Genomic DNA, 26,238 nt, shown 5'->3' on the forward strand with positions numbered 1-26,238 from the left:
TCGTGACCGTCCACTGTGGCCGTCCACTTTGTCCACTCTGTACGCTAGTGGCCACCGCACCCCGCTCGATCATTGGCAGGGGTCGACGCGATGGGGATCTATGATTGGTCCCGATGCGACAGCGGTTTCCCCAGGAGCGAGTGGCCATCGCCGCCGCGTTCATGGTGCACGGGGCGGTCTCGGGCGGCCTCGCCGCCCGGCTGCCGGCCATCTCCGGGCACCTGGGCCTGTCCGCCACGACGCTGGGCGTCGCGCTGCTGATGCCGGCCGTGGGCAGCGTGTCCACCATGCCGTTCACCGGTTGGGTGGTCCATCGCCTCGGCGCCCGCTCGGCCACCCGGCTCCTGCTCACGCTGTGGGGCGCGGCGCTGGTCCTACCCGCCCTGGCCGGAAACCTCTGGACGCTGGTCGCCGCGTTCGTTGTCTACGGCGCGGCCGCGGGCTCGTCGGACGTGGCCATGAACGCACAGGCTGTCGAGATCGAGCGGCGGGCCGGGCGATCGATCATGTCGGGGCTGCACGGGCTGTGGAGCGTGGGCAGCTTCGCCGGCTCCGGCGTGGGCGCGCTCGCGGCGCTGTTCGGAGTCGGCTACCGGCCACACCTCACGGCGGCCGCGATCGTCCTGGTGCTGCTGGCCGCGCTGGCCGGACACGCGCTCCCCGAAACCTCATCGACCGCCGAGGCGGCAGACCCCGCCCGGGACCCCGCCACCCGAGACACCACCCCGGTGAGCCTCGCCGCGCCGGGCAGCACCGCACCGAGCCTCACCGCACCCGGCAGCACCGCACCCGGCAGCACCGCACCCGGCCTCGGCAGGCGAAGCGAGGCCGTCGCTCACGACATCGCCGCGGAGTCACAACTGTCCACCGCGGAGGCGGTCATCGCCGATCCGGTCATCGCCGAGCCGGCCGGGGCCGGCGACCCGCCCGCGCCGCGGCGGTTCTCCCTGCCGACCGGCACCATCCTGCTGCTCGGGCTCGTCGCCTTCTGCGCCGCCTTCGCCGAGGGCTCCGGCATGGACTGGTCGGCCGTCTACCTCAACCGGGTCAGCGGCGCCAGCCAGGCGGTGGCCGCCAGCGCGTACACCACGTTCGCGTGCGTCATGGCCATCATGCGGTTCTCCGGTGACTGGCTCGTGGGCCGGATCGGCCCGGTACGCACCGTGCGCGCCGGCGGCGTACTGGCCGTCGCGGGGGGCGTACTCATCGTCGCCGCCCGGGGCGCCGCCCCGGCGTTCGTCGGCTTCGCGCTGCTCGGCGCCGGCGTCGCGACGGTCATTCCGCTGGCGTTCACCGCCGCCGGCCGGATCGGACCGCACCCGGGGCAGGCCATCGCCGGGGTGGCCACCGTGTCCTACGGGGCCAGCCTGGTGGGCCCCGGTCTCATCGGGGCGATCGCCGGGGCCGCGTCGCTGCCGGTGGCGTTCACGGTCGTCGCCCTGCTCTGCGTGTTCATCGCGCTCGGCGCCGGGCTGATGCGCCGCGACGCGTAGCGGATTCCCGGACACCGACGGCGCCGGACAGGCCGACCGGCCCGCCACCGCGCTCGGGTGACGGGCCGGTAAGGCCGTGGGTCAGCTCGCGGCCTTGGTCAGCTGTGCGACCTCGTCCGGAGTGAGCGTGATCTCGGCGGCCCGCACGTTGTCCTCGAGGTGGGACACCGAGCCGGTGCCGGGGATCGGCAGCATCGAGGGCGAGCGGGCCAGCATCCAGGCCAGCGCGATCTGCCGGGTGGTGGCGTCGTACCGGCGGGCGATCTCCCGCGCTACGGCGCTGTCGTCCAGCCCCTGGATCGGCGCCCAGGGCAGGAACGCCAGCTGCTCCTGCTCGCACAGGTCCACCAGCGACTCCGAGGTCCGGTCGTCCACGTTGTACCGGTTCTGGATGGACACCACGGGAGTGATCCGCTGCATCCGGCGCAGCTGCTCCTCGTTGACGTTGGACACGCCGATGTGCCGGATCTTGCCCTGCTCCTTGAGCGTGACCAGTGCGCCGATGGAGTCCTCCACCGGCACCTCGGGGTCGGGCCGGTGGAACTGGTACAGCGGGATCTGCTCGAGCTTGAGCCGGCGCAGGCTGCCCTCGGCCGCCTCGACCAGGTGCTCAGGGCGGCCGTTGGACGGCCACACGCCCGGGCCCGTGCGCACCAGGCCGCCCTTGGTGGCGATGACCAGATCCTCCGGGTACGGGTACAGCGCCTCGGCGATCAGCTCCTCGCTGACGTTGGGCCCGTAGGCGTCGGCGGTGTCGATGAAGTTGACACCCAGCTCGACGGCGCGCCGCAGCACGGCCTTCGCCTCGTCACGGCTGGGCGGGTCACCCCAGATGCCGTCGCCTGTGATGCGCATCGCACCAAAGCCCAGGCGGTTGACCGTGAGGTCGCCGCCCAGATCGATGGTGCCGGCCGACGCCGCGTTGGCCGGCTTCTTGTCAGACATGGAAACTCCCTCGCTCTGGCACCGGTGACCGCCCACCCCTCGGCGCCCCCGCACATCCGCCGATCCGCGCCCGCGAGGCCCGGATCCGGCGTTCTTCGACGGTCCCCATCGCAGCCAAGCGTATGCATGCGCCCGACGGGCCTGTAGCACCGGGGGCTGAGACACGCGCCACCAGGGCGGACGGGCGCCCGGGCCGGCCCCCACACCGGCGAGCCCAACCGGAGTGGGGTGAAATGTCCGGAGATCCGGCGGCCGGACGACGCGCTCAGGCGAAGGCGCCGACCAGTTGCCGGCGGTACGGCAGCAGCGGCTTGACGGTACCCGCGCAGAGCGCCCCGATCAGCTCTCCCCCGCGCCGGTACTCCGCCACGAAGTGCTCCCCCGAGGCGTCGCCGTCGACCACGGTGGCCTCGTCCGCCAGCCCCGGCAGCCCGATGCCCTGCAGCCGCACGCCGAACTGGTCGCTCCAGAACGACGGCACCGGCGCGAACCGGGGCCCGGACCCGCGCAGCAGCCGGCCGGCCGCGGCCGCCGCCTGTTCCGCGGCGTTCGTCCAGTGCTCCAGCCGCAGCAGGCCGCCGCCCAGTGCCGGGTGCGGCCAGCGCGCCACGTCACCGGCGGCCACCACATCGTCGACGCCGCGCACGGCGAGCGTCTCGTCGCAGACCACCCCGTTTTCCAACTCGACGCCGGAGCCGGCCAGCCAGTCGGTGGCCGGCACCACGCCGACCGCGACCACCACCACGTCGGCGGGGATGACGCCACCGTCGGCGAGCCGGACGCCGCGGACCCGTTCATCCGCGTCCACACCGGTCACCGCGATGCCCTCGATCAGGTCGACGCCGTGCCGGCGGGCGCGTTTCGCCGCGGCCGACGAGAGCGGGCCGAGCGCGCTGACCATCAGCGGCAGGGGCGTCACGACGGTGACGGGCAGGCCGAGGTCGCGGCAGGTGGAGGCGAGTTCGGCCCCGATGAATCCGCCGCCCACGATCACCACCCGGGCGCCGGGGCGCAACTCATCCCGCAGCGCCAGGGCGTCGTCGACGGTACGCAGCAGGTGCAGGCCCGGCAGGTGCTCGGGCAGGCCCGGCAGGCGCCGGGGCGTGGCCCCGGTGGCCACGACCAGCCCGTCGTACCCGAGCGTCTCGCCGCCGTCGAGGCGCACCTCGCGCCGGCCGGTGTCCAGGCCGACCGCTCGGCGTCCGAGCAGCCAGGTCGCCGAGAGCTCGGCGGACTGGCGCAGGTGGATCTGCTCACGCCCCACGGTGCCGCCGGCGAAGCCCTTGGACAGCGGCGGCCGGTCGTACGGTGGGTGCGCCTCGTCGCCGACCAGCGTGACAGTGCCGTCGAAGCCCTGTCGGCGCAGCGTCTCGGCGGCGCGCAGTCCGGCCAGCGACGCGCCGACCACCACCACCTCACGCATCGGCGCGCTCACGCGTGCTCCAGGGTCAACGCCTGAACGGGGCAGCTGCGCACGGCCTCCTCGACCTCGGCGCGGAGATCCTCGCCGGGGTTGGCCTGTCGCACGATGACGACCGGGGTGGCCTCGGTCAGCTCGAACACGTCGGGGGCGGCCAGCAGGCAGTTGCCGTAGGCCTGGCACAGGTCGGGGTCCAGGACGATGTGCATGTCACGCCTCCAGGAAAGGGCTCACGTTGGTGGTCGCGCCAACGTAGTCGCGCCAGTACTGCCACCACTGGCGTAGCCGGTTGTCGTCGCCGCGGGTCCCCTCGGTAGCGGGCTGGCCACGGGCGATGAGGCTGTGCGGAACCGTCCAGTTGGCCAGGCCGGCCCGCTGGCGCATCAGGACCGGAACGTCCTCGTCGCCGTACGAGGCCAGCGCGGTGGCCTCCGCCGCCGCCATCCGGATCTTCCGCTTGGCCTCGTCGTCGCCGACGACGCCGAAGATGCGCCGGGTGACCACCGTTCGGTCGATGCCCTCCGGCACCGAACTGGAGATCATGAAGTAGTTGTTGCGGACCTGGCAGATGAGGTCCGGGAACAGCGTCATGATGTACCCGCCACCGCCCTCGAAGCCGGGCAGCGCGTGCTCGGTGGAGCCCTTCAGCTCCTCGGGCAGCCGCTCGTAGTCGAGCTTGGTCCACTGCACCGCGTGGCCGTTGTCCACGATCTCGTAGGGGCTGGCCGGGCTCGCGGACCGGAAGATCGGGTGGACGAACGGCACGTGGTAACCGTCGCGCTGGTTCTCCGCGACGAGCTTCCAGTTGATCGGTACCGCCCACTCCTGCTTGTGGATGACCTCCATCGGCACGGTCTCCAGCGGCGTGCCGAGCACCTCGATGATCCGAGGGCCGAGGAACTCGCGCAGGCTGGGCGCCTTCTCGTCGACGCAGACGAAGTGCAGACCGAAAATCGACTCGGTACGGATCGGCACCAGGCCGAACTTCTCCTTGACGAAGCCGGTGTTCTCGTAGGCCGGGCTGCCCGGGATGCCCTTCAGCTCGCCGTTGAGGTCGTAGGTCCACCAGTGGTACGGGCAGCGCATGACCGAGCACTGGCCGGCACCCTCGAGCACCTGCGCGCCCCGGTGCCGGCACACGTTGTAGAAGCCGTTGACCCGGCCGCTCTCGTCCCGGATGACCAGGACCGGGTTGCCGGCGACCTGCACGGTCAGGTAGTCGCCGACCTGCGGGATGTCCGTGTCGTGGGCGACGAAGTTCCAGACCCGCCCGAGCAGGGTGCGCTGTTCATGGGCGTAGAGCTTGTCGTCGAGGTAGACGGAGTTGTGGACCAGGCGTTCGTCGTCGATGCCGGTCACCTGACCGGCCGTGGTCGTCGCGGTTGTGGGGTGCGGCATGGTGGTTCCTTCGGGTCACGGTCATTGCCGGAAAGCGGTCATTGCGGGAGAGCGGTCATTGCCGGAGTGGTCATTGCTGGAGTGGTCATTGCCGGGAAATCGTGCGGGCGCGCCGGTCGGTCTCGGCCGCGCTGAGCCCTTGGGTGTCGGTCACCAGGCGCGCGAGGTCCGCGTCCGGGTGGCCGGTCAGGAGGCGGGACAGGATCTGGCGGCGGCGCGCGTCGTCCGGGGCGTCGATCCGCAGGTGCAGGCCGAGCCGACCGGCCCGGGTGAGCGCCGGGTCGATGATGTCGGCCCGGTCGGTGACCCCGACGACCAGCACCCCGGTGCGGCCCAGCGCCTCGTCGACGCAGGACAGCAGCGCGGACAGCACCCGGCTGGTGGCGCTCTCCACGTGGCCGGCGACGCGGCGGGGAGCGATGGAGTCCAGGTGTTCGAGCACCACCACGGCCGGCGAGACGTCGCGGGCCCGGCCGAACAGCGCCCGGATGGCGGCCTCCGACTCACCCAGCCACTGGGTGAAGATGGTCGAGCCGTCCACCACCACGAGGTTCGCGTTGACCCGCCGGGCGAGTGCCTGGACCACCGCGCTCTTGCCGTTGCCGGAGCCACCGGTCAGCAGTACGCCCTCGCGCCGCCCGGCGCCCGGCCGCAGCGCCGCGTCGGCCGCGTCCAGCACCGAGCGCTTGAGGTCGTCGAGTCCGTCAAGCTCGTCCCAGTCCAGCACCGCGTCCGGGACCGGCATGCCCCGCATGGCGCTGGGCGTCACGCGATCCAGGCCGGCGTACACGTCGGCGGCCCGGATGGAGACCTCGGTGTCCCGCGCCGACTCGGCGATCTCCAGGCCGCTGCCGCCGGCGGCCAGCCGGCGGGCCGCCGACAGGCCGGTCTCCCGGGCCAGGCGCATCAGGTCCGCGCCGGTGAACCCGGCGGTCCGGCCGTCGGCGACCTGGGCGAACGCCGCCTCGGCCTCGCGGGTCAGCGGCATCTCCCTGGTGTGCACGGACAGGATCTCCCGCCGGGCGGCCGGATCGGGCGGCCCGATGTAGAGCTCCTCGTCGAACCGTCCGGGGCGGCGGAACGCCTCGTCCATCGCGTCGAGCCGGTTGGTGGTGGCCAGGATGACCACCCCGTCGACCTGCTCCAGCCCGTCCATCAGGGTCAGCAGCTGAGTGGTCGCCCGGATGTCCCCCTGCGAGGCCAGCCGTCCCCGGCTGGTCGCGATCACGTCGATCTCGTCGATGATGATCAGAGTGGGCGCGTGGTGGGCGGCCTCGCTGAACAGCGAGCGCAGGTTCGCCTCGGTCTCACCGGAGTACGTGCCGACCAGCTCGGTGGCCGGCATCTTGAGTACGTTGGCGCCCAGCTCCGCGGCCACCGCCCGGCTCAGCAGCGTCTTGCCGGTACCGGGCGGTCCATGCAGGATCACGCCCTTGGGCGCGCGTACCCCGAGCGACCGGTACAGCCCGGGGCGCAGCAGCGGGAGCTCGATCAGATCACGCAGCCGGGAGATGGCCCCGTCGAGGCCACCCACCTCGGCGAAGGTGACCCCGCGCCGGGCGATGTCCGGGTCCGGGTCGAGGAACGTCACCTGGGTGTCGTGACCGGCCCGGACCGGACCGGCATCGGCGTCGCCCTCGGCGCGCAGCAGCACGCCACCGCCGCCGGCGAAGATGGGCGCGAAGATGGTCGCCCCCGGCCAGACCACCGTCTCGTCCTTGCACAGGAACTCGATGACGTGGTCGCCGAGATGGTGGGAGAGGTGGAAGGCGGGCCGCAGGCTCAACCGGGTCGCCGGGGCCGGTGCCGGGTACCGGGACAACCGCAGCCGGTCGCCCGGCTTGACGTTGAGCTGGGTCCACAGCAACCGGCCCAGGCGCACCAGGGCACCGGCGCCCTCGTCCGGCCCGGCCCCGGACACCCGGGTGAAGACCCGGCGCTCGTTCGGCGACCGCACCGCGACGAGTTCGCCCGGCAGCACGCCGAGGCCGGTCAGGAGGGCGTCGGGCACCTCGATCGCGGCGTCACCGACCGGGCGCCCCGGCGCGGGGCGGGCGGCGAACGCGGGGGTGGATTCTGGCTCAGGAATGGTGGGCCGCCAGGTACTCGGGGGCCGGTTCGAGGACCTCCATGGCCACGCCACCCTCCGGGCCGATGGCCGAGTCGAGGTTGGGCCAGGACATCACCATCCGGGCCGGCCCGGTGCCGTTGTTGACGTGCTGGAAGACCACACCCCGCGGCCGTACCGGCAGGGCGACCACGTCACGCTTCTCCCACTCGTGCTCGGCGTCGTCGAACCGGGTGAAGCCCTTGCCCTCGACCACCAGGTGCACGATGCCACCCTGGTGGCGCAGCAGCCCGGAGCGGGAACCGGGCGGGATCTCCAGTTCGCAGAAGTACAGCGCGTGTGCCACCGGTCCGCTCAGGTCGTTGTGCAGGTACCAGCGCAGGATCCCGAACGGGGTCAGCTCGGGCTCCAGTTCGGCGCGGGTGACCGTGGAGCGGCCGGCGCGTACCCGCTCCCGTTCCTCGGCGCTGCGCTGGATGATGGAGTCCCACAGGGTTCCGGTGGTCGGGGCGGTCATCGGGGGTCCTTCCAGTTCGGGCTGTTCTCCTTCTGTTCGAACAGCGCGCCGGTGGCGTACTGCAGCGGAACGAAGATGAAGGCGAACCATTCGCTGGCCTGGTCGGGGTCTTCGTTGAAGTGCTGGTGCTCGCAGCCGCCGGGCAGCACCGGCAGCACGATCAGGTCACCTTCGCGCCAGTCCTCACGCACCCCGTTGACGACGGTGTATCCGGAGCCTCTGGTCACGTAGAGCACCAGGCCGCCCTGGTGGGTGTGGCGTCCGGAGTGCGTGTGGATGTCGTGGGCGAACACCCGCCAGTCCTGCAGGGCGGAGTCCTTCACCAACTCGTGCAGGTAGTAGCCGATCTTGCCCTGCCGGTTCTCCTCCCACATCGCCTCGGACGCCTTGATGACGATGCGGCCGTCATTGGCGCGCTGGCGGCGCTCGGCGAGGTTGGCGAAGACGTTCTCGTAGAAACCCTGCTCGCGGGGGTCACGGTCGCGGACCCGCTCCGCGGTGCGTTCCAGATCCATCGTTCTCCTCAAGCACTGCGAGGGGCGAAGTGCGTACTGCATACACTAACACCGGAGTGGATACACTTTCTAGACGTTGGATCCACGCGGAATCTCCCCCTCGCGAGTGGAGAACACCCCCGCGCAGCTACCTCCGTGTTCCTGCGCGAGAACGCCGTCCGGGCACCGGGTACCGGCCCAGGTGGATGCCGTACCCGTCGCGTCGCGCCAGTACGCGCCGGACAGTTCGGCCCGGGTGAACACGGCGGCGTCCAGCCGCGCGCCGCGCAGATCCGCCTCCAGCAACAGGGCACCGACCAGTTGCGCCCCGGACAGGTTCGCGCCGCGCAGGTTCGCCAGATACAACTCCGTGTCCACCAGCGTGGCGCCGGACAGGTCCACCCCGGACAGGTCGGCGCAGAACAGCACGGCCAACCGCAGCCGCGCACCGGTCAGCCGCACCCCCCGCAAATCCGCCGTCCGGCGCGGGGCGGACAGCACCGCGCCGGACAGGTCGGCGCCCGACAGGTTCGCGCCGGACAGGGCCGTGCGCGTCAGGTCCAGGCCGGTCAGGTCCGCGCCGGCGACCAGCGCGCGCGACAGGTCGGCGCCGCGCAGGTCCGCACCGGTCGGGTTGGTGCCCACGGCGTCCCGGCCGGACAGGAACACCCGCAACAGGTAGTCCCCGCTGAACTTCGGCTCGACCAGTACCGCGCCGGACAGGTCCGCGCCGGTCAGGTCCGCGTCACGCAGCCGGGCGTGCGCGAGGTTGGCCCCGCGCAGGTTCGCCGCGCGCAGCCGCGCCCCGGTCAGGTCGATGCCCGTGAGGTCCAGGCCGGACAGGTCGGCCCCGGTCAGATCGGCGCCGGAGAGGTCGGCGCCGGCCGCCTCGACGATGGGTCGGGTCATGGCATGTACACCCCGCCGTTGACGTGCACGACCTGGCCGCACACGAAGGACGCCTCGTCGGACGCCAGGAAGGAGATGACGGCGGCGACCTCGTCCGGCCGACCGAACCGGCCCAACGGGATCTGCTGGTGTTTGCTCCGGGCCAACGGGTCGTCGCGGGTCAGCGCGAGCATCCGCGGTGTCTCGATCGGCCCGGGTGACACGACGTTGACCCGCACCCCGTCCGCCGCCGCCTCGGTGGCCAGCGCGCGGGAGAACGCCACGATGCCGGCCTTGCTGGCGGCGTACGCGGACCGCTCGGGTGCCGGCATGAACCCGAACCCGGACGCGGTGTTCACCACGCTGCCCCGTCCGGCCCCGGTCATCGCCGGCACGAACGAGTGGCACATGAGGTACGTGCTGGTCAGGTTCAGGCTCAACTGCTCGGCCCACAGCGCCGGGGTCATCCGCCCGATGCCGGCCAGCTTCGCGCCGCCGACGACGTTGACCAGCACGATGGGTACCCCGTGCCGGTCGAGGACCTCGGTGGCCAGGGCGGTCACCGCGTCCTCGTCGGTGACGTCGCAGACGGTGGCGATGAGCCGATCCGGGGCGGGCGCTCGCGTACGGGTCGTGGCGAGCCCGTCCGCGTCAACGTCCACGGCGATGACGGTGGCGCCGCGAGCCGCCATGCGCAGCGCGGTGGCCTGTCCGATCCCGGAGCCCGCCGCCGTGACCACGGCGACGCCGCCGGTCAGGTCACCGCTCATCGTCGGGCTCCCCGGTCGGCAATGGTCGCGGCCCGGCGCCGCGCTGATGTCGGTGACGAATCCATCTCTCCTCCTGCGGCGGCGGGCGACGAGCCGCCGGTGTGTGCGTCAATTCCTTGGTACGCCACGCGCCGGGCGCCACACCGCGGCTGGTGCCAGCGGTGCGGCGCCCCGGCGCGTCGCGCCTAGTGGAAGCCCAACTCCTGGTCGGCCTGCGCCGCCAGCGTCGTGTCCCAGGACGCCTGAACCTTGGCGGTCGTCCACTGCACACTCTGGTTCGGCTGCTTGTTGAACAGGTCGGCCTGGTTGCTGTACGCCTCATCGGTGGGCTGCCCGGTGACCACCAGAGACTTCTGCTGCCGGTCGAGGAACTGCTTAACCTCGTCGGCGTTGAGCTTGTAGATCTTCTCGAGGTACGGGGCGGCCTGGTCCGGCTCGTTCTTCATCATGTTCGACGCCTGCATGCACGCCTTCACCAGCGCGCTGACGGTGTCCTTGTGCTGCTGCAGATAGGTCTTCGTGACCGCGAGCCCGTCGGCCGGGGTGACCGGCAGGCCCTGGTTGTCACCGATGATGGTCGAGCCCGGGCGCTTCGCCGCGTCCTGCAGAGCCAGGTTGAGCGCCTCGTAGATGGCGTCGGCCTGACCGCCGTCGAACAGCGCCGAGCGGCCGGGCACGCTGGCCACCGAGATAATCTTGGCTTTGCTGGACACGCCGGCGGCCTGGAGGATCTGTTGGGTCTCCGTGCCGGGAGTGTCGGTCGGCGCGCTGGTCACCACCGACTTGCCGGACAGGTCGCTGATCTGCTTGATGCCCGGAGCGCCCAGCATGACGAACGGCGCGTGAGAGCCGGTGTTGACCACGTTGACCACCGGGATGCCCTTGCCGCTGGCCTGGGTGGCGGTCGAGGTGAGCGCGGCGGCCTGGATGCTGCCGGACACCAGCGCGGCGGGCGTGTTGGCCGGCGGGATGGTGGTGTTCAGCGTGACATCCAGGCCGAGCTTGCTGGTCAGGCCGGCGGAGACGGCGAGCTGGATGAACGAGGCCGCGGCGGATGACGCGGGGATCGCAATGGTCACCTTCGTCGGCTTTCCGGGCGCCGCCGCCTTGTCATCGGCGGAGTTCGTCACGGCCGAGTTGCAACCGGCGACCGCCACCAGGACGGCGGTCCCGGTAGCCAGGACGCGCCACTTCTTGTGGGTCATCGGATTCCTCACTTGTCGAATCGGCGACTGCGGGGGTGTTCCAGTCGGCGGGATGTCCGGCAACGTCGGTTGCCGGATAGACGCGTCCATTGGGGTACGCGGGCGGTGCGTAGGGCGCCCGGCCGTTGGTGGGGCGGTGGCCGGGCGGCCCGCCGCCGGAACGGCGTCCGGGCGTCGGGCACAAATGAGTCAGGTCGACAGGTTCGGCGCGAGTTCGGCCGTGGGGTGTTGCGCCGGGGACGGCTCGGCAGTCAGGGCATCGACGCGGCGGCCGGGCACGGCCACGGCGGCGAGCAGGCAGGCGACCAACGCGGCCAGGCCGCAGACGAGGTAGCCGAGGGAGTATCCGTTGGCCAGGGCATGCTCGGCGAGGGAGGCCGCCGCCCCGGGTGGTGAGGCGGGTGGCACCGAGTTCACCGCGAGCGGCCCGCCCTCGCGGGCAAGGGCCCCGGCCGCACCCTTCGCGCCGGCGGGCAGTGAGGAGGCCGCCAGGTTGGTGGTGAACACCGAGGCGGCGCGGCTGAGCGCTATCGAGCCGATGATGGCCGGCCCGAGGGTGAAGCCCAGGTCGCGCAGCAGGCTGGTGGAGGCGCTGGCCATACCGGCGAAGTGGGTGGGCACGGTATTGACGGTGGTGGCGGTGATCGACGAGACGGTCAGCGCGAAGCCGATTCCGACCAGGATCAGCGGCAACAGCAACGCGTTCCACGCCCGGTTGTCGATGTCGACGGTGGCGGCGAACAGGTCGCCCGCGCCGATCAGGAGCAGACCGCCCGACAGCAGCCAGCGCGGGTTGACCCGCTCCAGCAGCCGCGAGGTGATCGGGGCGAGCAGCACCGTGAAGATGGTGGACGGGATGAGCCCCACGGTGGTGTGCAGCGGGCTCTGGTGCTGGATGGGGCCGAGCCGGATGCTGGTGGTGTACGCGGTGCCGAGAAAGCTGAACATGCCGATCACGGTGGTGATCGAGGCGATGGTGAAGGTGCGGTTGCGGAACAGCTCCAACCTCAGCATCGGGGCGCGGGCCCGGTGCTCGGCGAGGACGAACAGCGCGAGAAACACCGCGGCCACCACGAAGGCGATGACCACCGAGGGGGCCGTCCAGCCGTCGCTGGGCCCCTGGATGACCGCGTAGAGCAGGGCGAACAGGCCCACCAGGATGGTGACCTGGCCGCCGTAGTCCAGCGACCTGCCCTGCGGCGAGCGGGAGTCCGAGGCCAGCGACGCGGACACGACGGCACTCGCCACGGCGATGGCCAGCACGATGACGAAGGCCCAGCGCCACGACGCGTAGTTGCCGGCCAGCCCACCGATGATCGGAGCGAGGAACCCACCGGAAGCCAGCGCGGCGGCCCAGGTGGCGATGCCGCTCGCGCGGGTGCGGACGGTGTGGGTGCCGGCGGCGATGACAGCGAGCGAGGTAGGGAAGAGGGCCGCCGCGCCGAGCCCGGCCAGCGCCTGGCCGAGCCACAGCACGTGCACGCCGCTGGCCAGCGAGGCGCACAGTTCGCCGGCCGCGACCAGCACAGCGCCGCCGATCAGCAGACGTTTGCGGCCGAACAGGTCACCGAGCACGCCGAAGGTCAACTCCAGCACGGTGACCGGCAACAGGAAGGCGTCGGAGATCCAGGTGAGTTGCGAGCCGATGGGGTGTAACGCGGTCTGCAACAGGCCGTTGAGGGTGGCCGGGATGGCCAGGCCGATCTGGGCGACACACACCGCGAGGCAGCCGGCAATCAGGGTGCCCGTGCGCAGTGCGTACGCGGGTGGTGGTGAAGTACTCCGGTTCATCCGGCACCGTCCTCGGGTGTGAGTGCTTCTGCGGCGCGGTTGTCGAGGCTGCTGTAAGCACGGACGTTGGATGAAGACTAATGAATACAGAATAACTGTCAAGTGTCTCCAAGGCGGTCCACGGAAACACACCGGCAACAAGAGACGGCGCGCGGGCGGACGCCGGACATGCGACACGCACCTGGCGCGCACGCGCGGGTCCCTCCGGTGGCGCCGTCGCTGGCGGTGCCGTCGCTGGCGCGCGCGGGTCTCCCGTGGCCGCTGCCGAGCGGCACGGATTCCGGTGCGGCGCACGGCGCGGGCACCCGCCTGTTTGGCGCCGCGCACAGGGGTCAGCCGCGACGCTCGGGCCCGGCGGTCACCGGCAACGGCCGCAAACGGCGGTCACCGGCGACGGCCGGGCATAGCGGTCACCGGCGACGGCCGGGCATAGCGGTCACCGGCGACGGCCGGGCCACGGCCGTCGCCCCCGCGGGTCAGTCGCGGCCCAGCCGGCCGAACTCCGCCACCCGGTGCGCGGCGGCACCGATGATCCTCAGGTACTCGGGCATCGGAACACCGTTGACCTGACTGAAGAACAGCACCGACATCGGATGCACACCCGCGTCGTACAGGGCCCGGTAGTCGTTGGTCAGCAACGCGTGCTGCTCGGCGTCGGTCAGCCGGTAGCGGGTGAGGAACGACGGGCGGTCGGCGTCGAACACGTCGAACATGCGCCGGCGCTGGATGTCCCGGATGGCGCGGACAACCTCATGGGTGGACATGGCTGACCTCCATGCGACGGTACGGCTTGGCATCGGCGCGGCTCACTGCCACACCACCTGGTACGCGCTGGTGTTCCAGCCTGGTACGAACGTCTCCTCCAGCACCACCGACGGAGTGAGCGCCTGGGCTCCCCCGGCGACCGCGAGCCAGTTGCGGATCTCGTTGGCGCCGTCACCCGCCTCGTCGATCTCGGGCTGGGTCAACCGCACCAGCGGACCGTAGTCGCCACTCGCGATCTGCCGCAGGAACCACTCGTCGAACTCGCTGTTGATGTCGCCGTGCCTGCTGTTACCGACCCAGTGCGACACCCCGCCGGTGCCCAGCAGCGCCACGCGCCGGTTGTCGGCCCGCTCGGTCACGTACCGGGTCACCAGCTCGCCGAGCCGGAACGAACGGGCCACCGAGGCCATCGGCGAGAAGATGACGTTCTGCAGGATGACCACCACCGGCACGTCGTAGTCGGGGGTCAGGAAGCTCAGCGGCAGCCCGGTGCCGTGGTCCAGCTCGAGCTCGGCGGCGTAGGCCAGGTCGAAGTCGTTGGCGTAGGCGTAGCTGACCAGCCCCCGGGCGAACTCCGGATCGCCGGGCACCCCGGCCTTCGGCAGGTTGAACTCCGGCAGGGCCGGGTTCTCCAGCGCCAGCGAGACGCAGTGCGCCGAGACGTGCCCCGGCGTGAAGTTGGTGATGTGCTCGTTGGAGAACGCGACGATCAGGTCGGGTTCGGCGCGGCGTACGTGCTCGCGCAGCTGGCTGAAGCCGTCGTAGACGCGCTGCCGGCGGTCGTCGGGAGCCATCTTCGGCGCTCCCGTGATGAACGGGGCGTGCACGGTGCTCACGCCCAGAACGACTTGTCCCACAGTCTCTCCTGGATGGTCTGGTGCCTGTCGGACGAGGGGACGCGCGAGCGGATCGACGAACCCACCGGGTGCCGGGCGCGCGCCGGTAGTGGACGTGACTTCTGGTGACGGGGCGCGCGACTGGGCGACATGGGTCGGCCCCGGCCCGAGGCCCCTACTGCTCACGTAGTTGCCTGCTATGGAGCTCCCCTCGTCGTGAGGATGAAGCCTACTGTATCCAGCAACACTGTCAACAGGTTCTGATCAACCAGAGCCATCGAGAGCAGCGGAAATGGCGGCCGTAACGGGATCCGGTCCCGCGGGCGCGGCTCCGCGACCGATGCCAATCGGTTGACGCCGGATACTGGATACAGCTCCGTAAGATCGATATGATGCCGTCTCTACCCCGCGCACCGTCGCCCAACGGGCGCGGCGGGCCGGATACTTTCTACTGGCCTCATCGGCCCCGTCGAGGGTCGGTGCTGCGCTGCGAGGGAGAGCGGGTACCGAGATGACGACTCCCCAGGATCTGGCGAATGAGACCGGCGACCAGAGTGGCGCGCCGGTGGACCAGGCGCTGGCCCGTGCGCTGGCGGCGTCGGCGGACGACGCGGTGCCCACCACCGGTGCCGGTCTGGAGGCGCTGCGGCCGGACCCGCGGATGCCGCAGCGGCGCACCGTGTCCAGCCAGGTTGCGGACACTCTGCGTAACGCCATCAACCAGGGCATTCTGGCCGACGGGACGCCCCTGAACCAGGTAGCCATCGCGAAGATGCTGGGGGTGTCCCGGGTACCGGTGCGCGAGGCGATGCACCAGCTGCGGGCGGAGGGCCTGATCACGGTCAGGCCGCACCATGGTGCCGTGGTCGCCGCCCTGTCGGTGGAGCGGGTCAGCGAGATGTACGAGATCCAGGCGCTACTGGAGGAGTACATCGTGGTGCGCAGCATCCGGAACATCGACACCGCGACCGTGTCGCGGCTGCGTGCCCTGATCGCGCAGATGCGCCACACCCCCGACCTCGAGGCGTGGCTGGCGCTGAACACCACCTTTCACGCCGAGCTCAACCGGCCCTCCGGCGCGACCGTGGCGATCGAGCTGGTCGGGCAGCTGAGTGCGCGCGCCCAGCGGTACGTCAATATGTGGAGCGACGGCAAGGGGCTTGGGCGCCCGAGCGACGCCAACAACGAGCACGAACTCATCCTGGACTTCATCACGGCGGGCGACGCGGACGCCGCGTGCGAAGCGGTCAAGCAGCACGTGCTGGCCACCCGTGACAAGGCGATCTCGTGCCACGCGACGCGCGCCCAGGCCGCCGACTGAGGCCGACCCGCCGGCGCCCGGCCGAACACCGTCCCCGCTGCCCCTTTCGCCGATCGCCGCCGGCGTGGAAAAATGAATACAGTTTACTTCATCGCCAGCGATGGAGCGCGACCGTTAGGAGCGACCATGAGCCAACCGCAGAAGCGCCCCGCCGAGGTGCTCGCCGCAGCGAACCCCGCGGCCGCCGAGGCCTTCGCGCAGCTGCGCCACGCCGTCGAGGCCGGCCCGCTCGACCAGGCGACCGTCGAGCTGATCGTGATCGGCTCGCTCGCCTCCGTCGGGCAGCTGAACAGCCTCGCCGTGCACGTGAAGCGGGCACTGACCCTCGGGGTCACGATCGAGCAGATCAACCAGGCCATCGTCGCCACGCTCGCGGCGAGCACGCTGTTCAACGACGTCGTGGCGGCACTGCGCGCGGCGCAGACGGCGTACGAGTCGGTCGCCGTCCCGGCCAACGCCTGAGCACCGACCAGCCGGCGAACGTGGCCGCGCCGTCAGCCGACCGCGGCCAGGACCGTGGCCACGTCGCGAGCGTGGCGGTGCCGTGAGCGTGGCGGCGCCGTGAGCGTGGCGGCGCCGTGCACGTGGCGGCGCCGTGCACGTGGCGGCGCCGTGCACGTGGCCCGACCAGGACCGCGTCGTGAAGCGGTGGCCCAACCTGCCCCGACCAGGGCCGCGGGGTTAAGCGTGGCCGCGGCCGTGTCGCGACCGCGACCCGCCCGGCCAGCCACCCGAGCCGGATGGCCGGCCGGGTGGCCCGGAAACCCTTGTCCCATCAGGGTTTACGTGCGGATGCGCGCCCCGGCGCCAACCGCGAACACCGGCCAGAACAACACCGGCAAGGTGTATACAGTAGCCCGAAGCCCTGCTAGCATCCCAGCAACAGGGATCGCGATCCGGAACCACGGACGCCGACCGCGCCCGGCGGGCGATCCAGCCAACGAGAGCGCGACTGTCGAAGACTTCCCGCGGAGGTACTTCTCGAAAGTGTTGACAGTAGCCATTGCACGGGAACCCGACTACGAACGGACCGCCGCATGACCCTCTTTCTGGACAGCGACGACATCAAGGCGCTCGCCACGCACGAGTTGTGCGAGCGCGCCGCCCTGGCCGCGGTAGAGGCCGAGTCCTCTGGCAACAGTCAGCTGCCGCCCCGCATCGACGTGCCCAGCGGGCACGGGTTCCTGCGGGTGATGCCCGCGGTGCTCGGACCGGTGATGGGCGTCAAGGTGATGACCCTGACCGAGGGCATCGGCAACCGGTACCTGGTGCTGCTGTACGAATCGGCGACCGGGGAGTTGCTGGGCGCGTTCGACGCCGACGAACTGACCCGGCTGCGCACCGCCGCGTTCACCGCGACCGCCGCGAAGCTGATGGTCACCCGGCCGCCCCGCACGCTCGCGGTCATCGGCTCCGGGTACGAGGCCGACGGGCACACCAAGGCGCTGACCCGCACCTGGGACTTCGAGGCCATCTGCGTCTTCAGCCCCTCCCCCGAGCGCCGCGTCGACTTCGCCACCCGGATGACCGCCGAACTCGACGTGAAGGTGACCCCCTGCGACAGCTCGCAGGCCGCGCTCGCCGACGCCGACCTGGTCATGCTGGCCACCAAGTCGCGCACCCCGGTGCTCGACGGCGCCCACCTGGCCACCGGCGCCACCGTGCTGTCGGTCGGGTCCACCCGGCCAAACCTGCGCGAACTGGACGCGGCCACCATGCGACGGACCGGCACCCTGGTCGTGGACGACCTGCGTCAGGTGCTCGCCGAATCGGGAGACATCCTGGCCGCGCTGGCCGACGGGGATCTGACCCGCGACCACCTTGCCCCGGTCGCGTCAGTGTCGGCCGACGCCTCGCTGCTGCGCCGCTCCGCGGAGCGGGACCTTCTGACCTACAAGTCGGTGGGCACGGCCCTGCAGGACCTGGCCCTGGCCCGCCTGTTGCTGGACGGCGCGCAGCGCGACGGCCGCGGCCGGCAGCTGGGCGAGCTGGCGGCGCTCAAGCCGTTCGCCAACAACGCGGTAAGGGTCAGCTGATGGACGCGGTCGCTACCCGCCATCCACGGCTACCGGTGGACCTGCCATCGGGACTGCTGGTGGACGGCACCTGGACCGCTTCGGCGGCCGGCGCCACCTTCCGGGTCCACGACCCGGCGACCGGCGCCGAGCTGGCCACCGTGGCCGACGCGCGTGCCGAGGACGCCACGGCGGCGCTGGAGGCGGCGGTGCGGGCGCAGCGGACCTGGCGGCACACCCCGCCCCGGGTCCGCGCGGACATCCTGCGCGGCGCGTACGACGAGGTGCGCCGCCGGCGCGACGAGTTCGCCGCGCTGATGACCCTGGAAATGGGCAAGCCCCTGGCCGAGGCCCAGGGCGAGCTGGACTACGGCACCGACTTCCTGCGCTGGTTCTCGGAGGAGGCCGTGCGCATCGATGGCGGCTACCAGGTCGCTCCGAACGGCTCCGGGCGCATCATGGTGATGCGCCAGCCGGTCGGGCCGTGCCTGCTCATCACGCCGTGGAACTTCCCGCTGGCGATGGCCACCCGCAAGATCGCTCCGGCGATCGCGGCCGGCTGCACGATGATCATCAAGCCGTCCGAGCTGACCCCGCTGACCACCCTGCTGCTGTCCCAGGTGCTCATTGAGTGCGGGCTGCCGCCGGGCGTGCTCAACGTGCTCACCACGACCACCCCGGCCGAGGTGACCCGCCCCCTGCTCGACGACGGCCGGATCCGCAAGCTGTCGTTCACCGGCTCCACCGAGGTCGGCCGGATCCTGCTGGAGCAGTGCGGCCGGCAGATCGTACGCACCTCCATGGAGCTGGGCGGCAACGCGCCGTTCCTGGTGTTCGCCGACGCGGACCTGGACGCGGCGGTGGACGCCGCGATGCTGGCCAAGCTGCGCAACATGGGCGAGGCGTGCACCGCGGCGAACCGCTTCTACGTCCAACGCGCGGTCGCCGCCGACTTCGCCAAGGCGCTGGCGGAACGGTTCGCGGCGCTGCGGCTGGGTCACGGGCTGGACGACGGCACCCAGATCGGGCCGCTGATCGAGCCGGCCGCCGTGCAGAAGGTCGACCGGCTCGTCGGCGACGCCGTCGGGCGGGGCGCCCGGGTCCTGACCGGCGGGCGGGCGCCCGCGGGGCCGGGCTTCTTCTACCCGCCCACCGTGCTCGACGCGGTACCGCTGGACGCCGAGCTGATGCGCGAGGAGATCTTCGGCCCGGTCGCGCCGGTCATCGCGTTCGACAGCGAGCAGCAGGCCATCGATCTCGCCAACGACACCGAGTACGGCCTGGTCGCCTACGTCTTCACCAAGAACCTCGACCGCGCGGTGCGGGTCAGCGAGGCCCTGGACGTCGGGATGGTCGGCCTCAACCAGGGCATCGTGTCCAACGCGGCGGCCCCGTTCGGCGGAGTCAAGGCGTCGGGCCTGGGCCGGGAGGGCGGCAGCGAGGGCATCGCCGAATACCTCGACACCAAGTACGTCGCGCTGAACGTATCTCAATGAACCCACGACACCACACGAACATCCTTTCTTTCCAACGCACCAAGGGAGCGGAGTGACAATGGCTGGCAGCGGCTACGAGAAGTCCGAGGCGAAGGACTGGGCCAAGCAGAACCTGCTCGGGGTCTGCAACGTGATCATCCCCAGCTTCAAGTCGGACCTCAGCGGCCTCAACGAAGCGGGCATCCGCCACGACGTGCGGCGCAACATGGAGCTCGGCTTCACCGGGGCGCTGCTGGTGTCCGAGGTCGGCACCACGCTGGACGAGATGCGGCAGTTCATGGAGATCGCCGTCGACGAGGCCAAGGGGCAGCACCAGATCCTGCTGCACGGCACCTTCGACAACTCCGACCAGATCATCGCCATGTCCAAGGACGCCAAGGCGATCGGCCTGGACGCGGTGCTGCTGGGCCACCCCAACAGCTTCTACCCCAAGTCGGCGCAGGACATCATCGACTACACGAAGAACATCTGCGACAACGTCGACCTCGGCGTGGTGCTGTTCTGCGCCCAGCACTGGAACTTCAGCCGGGTGCACCCGAGCGGGTTCCCGCTGGACGCGATCATCGAGATGGCCGACTTCGAGAACGTCATCGGCGTCAAGTACGAGGTGGGCCGCCCCGGCGCGACCGGCACGTACGAGTGCTTCAGGGCGCTGAAGGACCACAACATCGTGGTGTCCGACCCGTTCGAGCCCAACGCGCCGATCTGGACCGACGTCTTCGGCATGCAGTGGATGGGCACCAGCAACTACGAGTACTACGGCGACCGGATGCCGCGGATGTTCGCCGCCCTGACCGAGGGCCGCCGCGACGAGGCCATCGACATCTACTGGCAGACCCAGGCCGCGCGCACCACCCGCGGCTCGGCCCAGGCCGCCTTCGAGGGCGCCAACTTCATCCACCGGTACCTGTGGAAGTACCAGGCCTGGCTGACCGGCTACAACGGCGGCCCGCTGCGCCAGCCGGCGATGAAGCTGTCCGACGCGCAGATGCGGGCGACCGCCGACGGCCTGGTCCGCAGCAAGATCATTGACAAGGCGCCGACCGACTTCTCGGAGTTCTTCGTCAGTCGCAACCCGGCCTGAGCGCCCCACGACACAACTGGCGACACGGAGGAGAGATGGCCGAAATACTAGGCGTGGGCATGACCCACTTCCCGCCCTTGTCCGCTCAGGACGAACGGATGACCGCGGCGTTCACCCGCATGATCAATCATCCCTCGACGCCGGAGGAGGCGAAGACCGGCTCGGCGCTGCCCGCCGAGCTGGTCGCCGAACTCGGCGACGACCGGGGCCTGTCCGCCGCCGCGGAGCACCGCGACCGGTTGCGGCGCAATCTCGCCACCGTCCGCACCCGCCTCGACGAGTTCAACCCCGACCTCGTCGTGGTGTGGGGCGACGACCAGTACGAGAACTTCAAAGAGAGCGTCATCCCGCCGTTCTGTGTGCTGGCGTACGACGAGTTCACGCACAAGCCGTGGAAGAACTTCCACCTCGGCGACAACGCGTGGGGCGAGGACTCCGACACCGAGCTGCGGGTGGCCGGCAACAACCGGGCCGGCCGGTACCTGGCCGGTGGCCTGATCGAGGCCGGCTTCGACGTCGCGTACAGCTACCGCCCCAACGAGTACGACGGCCTGTCGCACGCGTTCACCAACACGGTGCTGTACCTGGACTACGACCGTAAGGGTTTCCCGTACCCGATCCTGCCGATCTCGGTGAACTGCTACGGCGGGCTGGTCATCTCGGCTAAGGGGCTGTTCGTCGACCCGGGCAACCCGCCCAGCGGCGACGCCCTGGACCCGCCGTCGCCGTCCCCCACCCGCTGCTTCGATCTCGGCGCGGCGACCGCCCGGGTGATGGCGGCCAGTCCGTGGCGGGTGGCCCTGGTCGCCTCCGCGAGTTGGTCACACGGCTTCCTCGCGGCCTGCAACCGGTACCTGTACCCGGACGTGGCCAGCGACCGTCGGCTGTTCGAGGCGCTGGAGGCCGGCGACTACGACGCCTGGCGCTCGTACCCGCTGGAATCGATCACCAAGTCCGGACAGCAGGAGATGCTCAACTGGTTCTGCCTGCTGGGCGCGATGTCCGAGCTCGGCAGCAAGCTGCAGTGGGCCGAACTGGTCGAGACGTACATCTTCAACTCCAACAAGGCATTCGTGCTCTTCTAGCGAGGACATCAATGATGATGCGCACATCGGTGATGGGCCCGACCGCGCCCGGACGGACACCATGAACGGGCGAGGAGAGGCGGTCGCGGTATGAGCACAGTGACGAGTGAGGCGCCGGCCGACCGTCAGGTCGGCGCCTCGGGGGCCCCGAGGGGCATGTCGCCGTGGCGGCTGCGCTACCGGCGCCGAGAGCCGATCGTGCTCGGCACCCTGTGCCTGATCCTGGTACTGGTGGCCTGGCAGGTCGCCGCCGATGCCGGTTGGGTGAACAAGCTGTTCGTCAGCTCCCCGACCGACGTGGCGCGCGCGATGTGGGACTACATCACCACCGCCCAGTTCGCCAAGGACCTGAGCACCACCGGGCTGACCTTCATCTACGGCCTGCTCCTGTCCCTGGTGGCCGGCATCGTGCTGGGCCTGCTCATGGGCTGGTACAAGCGGGTCGGGTTCTTCCTCGACTATCTGGTCAGCCTGGTGTATGCCTCGCCCCGCATCGCGCTGGTCCCGCTGCTGATCCTGTGGTTCGGCATCGGGCGCACCACCGGCATAGCGATGGTCTTCCTGATGTCGGTGTTCCCCGTGCTCATCAACACGATGACCGGGGTGCACTCCGTGGATCCGCTGCTGATCGAGATGGCCCGTTCCCAGAAGGCCAGCCGCCTGCAGCTGATCCGCACGGTCGTGCTTCCGGGTGCCCTTCCGCAGGTGCTGTCCGGGGTGCGGCTGGCCATCGGCAACGGCCTCATCGGCGTGGTGGTGGCCGAGTTCCTGGCCGGCAGCAGCTCCGGGCTCGGCTTCACGATGCAGGCCGCCGCGCAGAGCTTCGAGGCGCCACAGCTGTTCGCCGGCCTCGTGATCATCTCGGCCCTCGGGCTGATCGCCACCCAGTTGCTGCGGATACTCGAACGCCGCTTCCAGCGCTGGCGCACCTCATGAGCGCGGCGAACGGACGAGGAGAGGTCATGGACAGTGAACTCGCGGTGACGGCAGCCACCGCGACCCCTACCCAGCAACGCACGGCACCCGCGGCCGGCCCCCTCAAGCTGGAGGTCGAGGACGTCGGCATCGGGTACTTCAGCCAGCGCCACGGCTCCTTCTTCGAGGCGGTACGGTCGCTGACCTTCAACGTGCCCGACGACTCCCTGGTCGCGCTGGTCGGACCGACCGGCTGCGGCAAGTCCACCTTCCTGCGCTCGGTCTGCGGCCTGCTCGGCTACCAGCACGGCCGGTTGCTGGTCGACGGCTCGGCCGTGACCGGACCCCGGGCCGACTGCTCCGTGGTGTTCCAGAGCCCGGCGTTGATGCCCTGGCGCACGGTGGAGCGCAACGTCGGGTACGGGCTGGAGCTGCGCGGTACCCCCAAGGCCGAGGTACGCGACCGGGTCGGGCACATGCTCGACATGGTCGGCCTGAGCAAGTTCGCCGAGCACTACCCGCACCAGCTCTCCGGCGGCATGCAGCAGCGCGCCAACCTGGCCCGGGCGCTGGCCAACGATCCCGTCCTGCTGTTGATGGACGAGCCGTTCTCCGCGCTGGACCCGCAGACCCGCGACCGGCTGTCCGACGAACTGCTGCGCATCCGGGAACTCACCAAGCTGACCGTGCTGATGGTCACCCACCAGGTGGATGAGGCGGTACTGCTGGCCGACCAGTGTGTCGTGCTGTCCCGCGGGCCGGGCAGCGTGGTCGAGGGCGTCATGGACATCCCGTTGGGCCGCGGTCGCACCGTCGACGAGACCCGCCACCAGTCGGGCTACGGCCCGCTGGTCCGGCAGCTGCGGGACATGCTGCGCGCCCTCGAACCGGCCGAAAGCGCCTCCGGCGGCCGGTAGCCGTGTTCACCGACCCACGACTGGTCCGGGTCGCGGCGCGGCGCCACACACGCCGAGCCAGACCAGTTGGAAACCCCCACCACCGAACAGGAAGAGGACGACGGCTGTGACCGGTACCGACAACGCAGTACAACTGGTGGACGCCGAGGCGGCCGAGGCGCTCGATGTGCGCGCCCGCAACCGGCTGCGCGGCAAGATCGCCGTGGTCACCGGCGCCGGGCAGGGCATCGGCCGGGCCGTCGCCCGGCGGCTGGCCGCCGAGGGCGCCGGGGTGGTCATCTGGGACCGCAGCGAGGCGGGCTGTGCCCGTACCGTCGAGGAGCTGACCACCCACGGCGCGCGGGTACGCGGCCTGACCGGCGACCTGACCGACTACGCGGGCGTGGCCGAGCTCGCGGCCCAGACGGTACGGCTGGAGGGTCGCATCGACATCCTGGCCAACATCGTCGGCGGTGCCACCTCGTTCAAGCCGTTCGTCGAGTGGGAGCCGGAGGAGATGCTCACCGAGATGAACCGGTCGCTGCTGCCGACGCTGTTCTGCTGCCGCGCGGTACTGCCGCACATGATCGAGCGCGGCGCCGGGCGCATCGTCAACATCGGGGCCGAGTCGGTGCGCAACGGGCTGTGGGACCGGGCCCCCTACAACGTGGGCAAGGGCGGCGTGCACGCGCTCACCACGAGCATCGCCCGCGAGGTCGCCGAGACCGGCATCACTTGCAACTGCGTGGCCCCCGGCGGCACCAACTCGCAACCGGACCGGATCAGCCCCCGGTACGCCTCGATGAGCGAACAGGACCAGGCGTCCCGCGAGGTGCTGCGGGAGCGGGTGCTGACCACCATCCCGATGGGGCGCCGGGCCGAGCCCGAGGAGCAGGCCGCCGCCGTGGCCTTCCTGGCCTCCGACGACGCCTCGTTCATTACCGGCCAGGTGCTCAGCGTCAACGGCGGATCGAGCATGATCTGACGCCGCGCGCCGGCGGCACCCACCCCCACTTCGAGACGACCGAGGAGACATGACCGGACAGCTGCGCTACGACCTCGTGGGCCAGGGTGGCGACCGCACCGTGGTCCTGCTGCACTCCCTCGCCATGGACGGCACGATCTGGCGGGACTTCGCCCCCCTGCTCGGTCCGGGCGTCACCGTCCTGGCACCCGACCTGCCCGGCCACGGACCCGCTCCGTACGGCGACCCCAGCAGCGTCGAGTCGATGGCCGACGGCGTCGCCGAGCTGCTGCGCACGCTGGGCATGCGCGACGTGACCCTGATCGGCATGTCGCTGGGCGGGTCGGTGGCGCAGGCACTGACCATCCGCCACGGCGACCTCGTCGGCCGCCTCGGGCTGGTCGACACCACCGCCTGGTACGGCGAGGACGCCCCGGCCGCGTGGGCCGCCCGGGCCGGGCAGGCCCGGGAGCGGGGCCTGTCCTCGCTGGCCGGCTTCCAGCTGGAGCGCTGGTTCACCGACGGGTTCCGCGGTTCCCACGGTGAGCTGTGCGAACGCCTGCTGGAGATCTTCCGCCGCAACGACCTGGACAACTACGTGGCCAGCTGCACGGCGCTGGGCGCGATGGACCTGCGCGAGCGGCTGGAACGGATCGCGGTGCCGACCGCGGTGGTGGTGGGCGAACTCGATCAGGCCACCCCGCCTCCGCACGCCCAGGCGCTGGCCAAGGCGATCTCCGGGGCCGACCTGACGGTGATACCCGGGTGCAAGCACCTCAGCTGCCTGGAGCGGCCCGACGAGGTCGTGGCGGCGCTGCGGCCGATCCTCGACTGACACGGAGCGTCTGGATGTCCCTCGAACCACCGCCACCCGCCGCGGGCGGCGCGACCATCGACGTGCACACCCACGTCGTACCGGACGGTCTGCCCTTCGGGGTGACCGGCGACCCACGGTGGCCGGTGCTGCGTACCGGACCGGAGACGGGCGACGTGCTGGTCGACGGCGCACTGTACCGGACCGTGGCGCGTACCGCCTGGGACCTGGAGGCCCGCCGGGCCGACCTGCCGGGCCGGGGCTGCCACGCACAGGTGCTGTCCCCCATGCCCCACCTCTTCTCCTACTGGGCCCCGATCGCCCCGGCGCTCGACTTCTCCCGGGCGCTGAACACGTGGCTCGCCGACGCCGTACGGGCGCACCCCGGCGTGTTCTACGGGCTGGGTACCGTGCCGCTGCAGGAGCCCGAGGCGGCCGCGGCCGAGCTGGCCACGGTCAAGGCGCTCGGGCTGTCGGGGGTCGAGCTGGGTACCAACGTCAACGGGGTCAGCATCGCCGATCCCCGGTTCCGGGACGTGTTCGTGGAGGCGGACCGGCTGGGCCTGGCGGTGTTCCTGCACGCCTTCCAGCCGCCGATGGCCGCGGCGGTACCGGGGCCGGCGGCCAGCGCGGTGTGCTTCCCGCTGGACATCGCGCTGGCGGTGGCCGGGCTGATCGCCAACGGCACCCTGGAGGCCAGCCCGACGCTGCGGCTGCTGGCCAGCCACGGCGGCGGCGGGCTGGGGCTGGCGCTGCCGAGGCTGATCCACACCTGGCGGACCAAGGCGCCGATGCGCAAGCGGCTGCCCACCCCACCCGAGGTGGTCGCCCGCCGGCTGTTCTACGACATCCTGCTGTTCGACCCGGCGGCGCTGCGGTACCTGATCGACTTCGTGGGTACCGGCCAGATCGTGATCGGCTCGGACTATCCGTTCCTGGACGTCCCGCCGGAGTGGCCGCTGACCGACCTCGACCTGCCGGGCGCGGTGCGCCTGGACATCCAGGAGTCCAACGCGCGGGCCTTCCTCGGTCTGTAGGCCTCCCCCACCCCCTCGCGC

25 protein-coding genes are annotated in these 26,238 nt (G+C 71.1%); 12 read left to right on the top strand and 13 right to left on the bottom strand.

From position 1 onward, the window contains the following. Positions 1-113: 113 nt before the first annotated feature. Positions 114-1,493: an MFS transporter gene (locus ABEA87_RS22685; protein WP_345632602.1), complete on the top strand. Its 1,380-nt coding sequence runs from the start codon at positions 114-116 to the stop codon at positions 1,491-1,493. A gap of 81 nt (positions 1,494-1,574) precedes the next feature. Here ABEA87_RS22685 and ABEA87_RS22690 read toward each other — a convergent pair whose 3' ends face one another. The 13 genes from ABEA87_RS22690 to ABEA87_RS22750 form a co-directional block, all read right to left on the bottom strand. Beyond that, entirely contained in the window at positions 1,575-2,438 is an 864-nt protein-coding gene (locus ABEA87_RS22690) for an aldo/keto reductase (protein ID WP_345632604.1), read from the bottom strand. A gap of 265 nt (positions 2,439-2,703) precedes the next feature. Next, positions 2,704-3,873, bottom strand: coding sequence for an NAD(P)/FAD-dependent oxidoreductase (locus ABEA87_RS22695; RefSeq protein ID WP_345632606.1), 1,170 nt, complete (start codon positions 3,871-3,873; stop codon positions 2,704-2,706). Then, the gene (locus tag ABEA87_RS22700; RefSeq protein WP_345632608.1) at positions 3,870-4,067 is read right to left on the bottom strand and encodes a ferredoxin; all 198 of its coding nucleotides are present in this window, start codon (positions 4,065-4,067) and stop codon (positions 3,870-3,872) included. Before ABEA87_RS22700 ends, ABEA87_RS22695 begins: the two co-directional genes overlap by 4 nt. A 1-nt stretch (position 4,068) precedes the next feature. After that, the gene (locus ABEA87_RS22705) at positions 4,069-5,256 is read right to left on the bottom strand and encodes an aromatic ring-hydroxylating oxygenase subunit alpha (protein WP_345632610.1); all 1,188 of its coding nucleotides are present in this window, start codon (positions 5,254-5,256) and stop codon (positions 4,069-4,071) included. A gap of 85 nt (positions 5,257-5,341) precedes the next feature. Beyond that, complete coding sequence (locus ABEA87_RS22710; RefSeq protein WP_345632612.1) at positions 5,342-7,267, bottom strand: AAA family ATPase; 1,926 nt, start codon at positions 7,265-7,267, stop codon at positions 5,342-5,344. A 70-nt stretch (positions 7,268-7,337) separates the two neighbouring features. Beyond that, positions 7,338-7,841 carry a cupin domain-containing protein gene (locus ABEA87_RS22715; protein WP_345632613.1) on the bottom strand — a complete coding sequence of 168 codons (504 nt, stop codon included), beginning with the start codon at positions 7,839-7,841 and terminating at the stop codon, positions 7,338-7,340. Further along, positions 7,838-8,356: an AraC family ligand binding domain-containing protein gene (locus tag ABEA87_RS22720; protein WP_345632614.1), complete on the bottom strand. Its 519-nt coding sequence runs from the start codon at positions 8,354-8,356 to the stop codon at positions 7,838-7,840. Before ABEA87_RS22720 ends, ABEA87_RS22715 begins: the two co-directional genes overlap by 4 nt. 69 nt (positions 8,357-8,425) lie before the next feature. Then, entirely contained in the window at positions 8,426-9,244 is an 819-nt protein-coding gene (locus ABEA87_RS22725; RefSeq protein ID WP_345632615.1) for a pentapeptide repeat-containing protein, read from the bottom strand. Beyond that, entirely contained in the window at positions 9,241-9,993 is a 753-nt protein-coding gene (locus tag ABEA87_RS22730; RefSeq protein ID WP_345632616.1) for an SDR family NAD(P)-dependent oxidoreductase, read from the bottom strand. The genes ABEA87_RS22725 and ABEA87_RS22730 overlap by 4 nt, the downstream gene beginning before the upstream one ends. Positions 9,994-10,178: 185 nt before the next feature. Further along, positions 10,179-11,198, bottom strand: coding sequence for an ABC transporter substrate-binding protein (locus ABEA87_RS22735; protein ID WP_345632618.1), 1,020 nt, complete (start codon positions 11,196-11,198; stop codon positions 10,179-10,181). Between the two features lie 189 nt (positions 11,199-11,387). Continuing rightward, on the bottom strand, positions 11,388-12,989 hold the full coding sequence (locus tag ABEA87_RS22740; RefSeq protein ID WP_345632620.1) for an MFS transporter: 1,602 nt from the start codon (positions 12,987-12,989) through the stop codon (positions 11,388-11,390). Positions 12,990-13,465: 476 nt separating this feature from the next. Further along, positions 13,466-13,753, bottom strand: coding sequence for a hypothetical protein (locus ABEA87_RS22745; RefSeq protein ID WP_345632621.1), 288 nt, complete (start codon positions 13,751-13,753; stop codon positions 13,466-13,468). Positions 13,754-13,795: 42 nt separating this feature from the next. Further along, positions 13,796-14,611 (bottom strand): DODA-type extradiol aromatic ring-opening family dioxygenase, encoded by an 816-nt coding sequence (locus ABEA87_RS22750; RefSeq protein ID WP_345632623.1) that lies wholly within the window; start codon positions 14,609-14,611, stop codon positions 13,796-13,798. Positions 14,612-15,101: 490 nt separating this feature from the next. Here ABEA87_RS22750 and ABEA87_RS22755 point away from each other — a divergent pair, with 490 nt between their 5' ends. From ABEA87_RS22755 to ABEA87_RS22805, 11 genes are all read left to right on the top strand, one after another. After that, a complete protein-coding gene (locus ABEA87_RS22755) occupies positions 15,102-15,911 on the top strand; it encodes a GntR family transcriptional regulator (protein ID WP_345632625.1) in 810 nt (269 codons plus the stop codon). Between the two features lie 126 nt (positions 15,912-16,037). Beyond that, complete coding sequence (locus ABEA87_RS22760; protein WP_345632627.1) at positions 16,038-16,373, top strand: carboxymuconolactone decarboxylase family protein; 336 nt, start codon at positions 16,038-16,040, stop codon at positions 16,371-16,373. A 575-nt stretch (positions 16,374-16,948) separates the two neighbouring features. Then, positions 16,949-17,947, top strand: coding sequence for an ornithine cyclodeaminase family protein (locus ABEA87_RS22765; RefSeq protein WP_345632629.1), 999 nt, complete (start codon positions 16,949-16,951; stop codon positions 17,945-17,947). Further along, positions 17,947-19,422 (top strand): NAD-dependent succinate-semialdehyde dehydrogenase, encoded by a 1,476-nt coding sequence (locus tag ABEA87_RS22770; RefSeq protein ID WP_345632631.1) that lies wholly within the window; start codon positions 17,947-17,949, stop codon positions 19,420-19,422. The genes ABEA87_RS22765 and ABEA87_RS22770 overlap by 1 nt, the downstream gene beginning before the upstream one ends. A gap of 58 nt (positions 19,423-19,480) precedes the next feature. Next, positions 19,481-20,506: a dihydrodipicolinate synthase family protein gene (locus tag ABEA87_RS22775; protein WP_345632633.1), complete on the top strand. Its 1,026-nt coding sequence runs from the start codon at positions 19,481-19,483 to the stop codon at positions 20,504-20,506. Positions 20,507-20,541: 35 nt separating this feature from the next. Continuing rightward, positions 20,542-21,591 carry a class III extradiol ring-cleavage dioxygenase family protein gene (locus ABEA87_RS22780; protein WP_345632634.1) on the top strand — a complete coding sequence of 350 codons (1,050 nt, stop codon included), beginning with the start codon at positions 20,542-20,544 and terminating at the stop codon, positions 21,589-21,591. 90 nt (positions 21,592-21,681) lie between these two features. After that, entirely contained in the window at positions 21,682-22,527 is an 846-nt protein-coding gene (locus ABEA87_RS22785; RefSeq protein WP_345632635.1) for an ABC transporter permease, read from the top strand. A gap of 26 nt (positions 22,528-22,553) precedes the next feature. Next, entirely contained in the window at positions 22,554-23,423 is an 870-nt protein-coding gene (locus ABEA87_RS22790; protein ID WP_345632637.1) for an ABC transporter ATP-binding protein, read from the top strand. A gap of 106 nt (positions 23,424-23,529) precedes the next feature. Continuing rightward, positions 23,530-24,387: an SDR family oxidoreductase gene (locus ABEA87_RS22795; protein ID WP_345632639.1), complete on the top strand. Its 858-nt coding sequence runs from the start codon at positions 23,530-23,532 to the stop codon at positions 24,385-24,387. A gap of 49 nt (positions 24,388-24,436) precedes the next feature. Further along, a complete protein-coding gene (locus ABEA87_RS22800; RefSeq protein WP_345632640.1) occupies positions 24,437-25,201 on the top strand; it encodes an alpha/beta fold hydrolase in 765 nt (254 codons plus the stop codon). A 14-nt stretch (positions 25,202-25,215) separates the two neighbouring features. After that, positions 25,216-26,217 (top strand): amidohydrolase family protein, encoded by a 1,002-nt coding sequence (locus ABEA87_RS22805; protein WP_345632641.1) that lies wholly within the window; start codon positions 25,216-25,218, stop codon positions 26,215-26,217. Positions 26,218-26,238 lie beyond the last annotated feature (21 nt).

The sequence above is a fragment of the Rugosimonospora acidiphila genome (assembly GCF_039543385.1).
Taxonomy (GTDB): domain Bacteria; phylum Actinomycetota; class Actinomycetes; order Mycobacteriales; family Micromonosporaceae; genus Rugosimonospora; species Rugosimonospora acidiphila.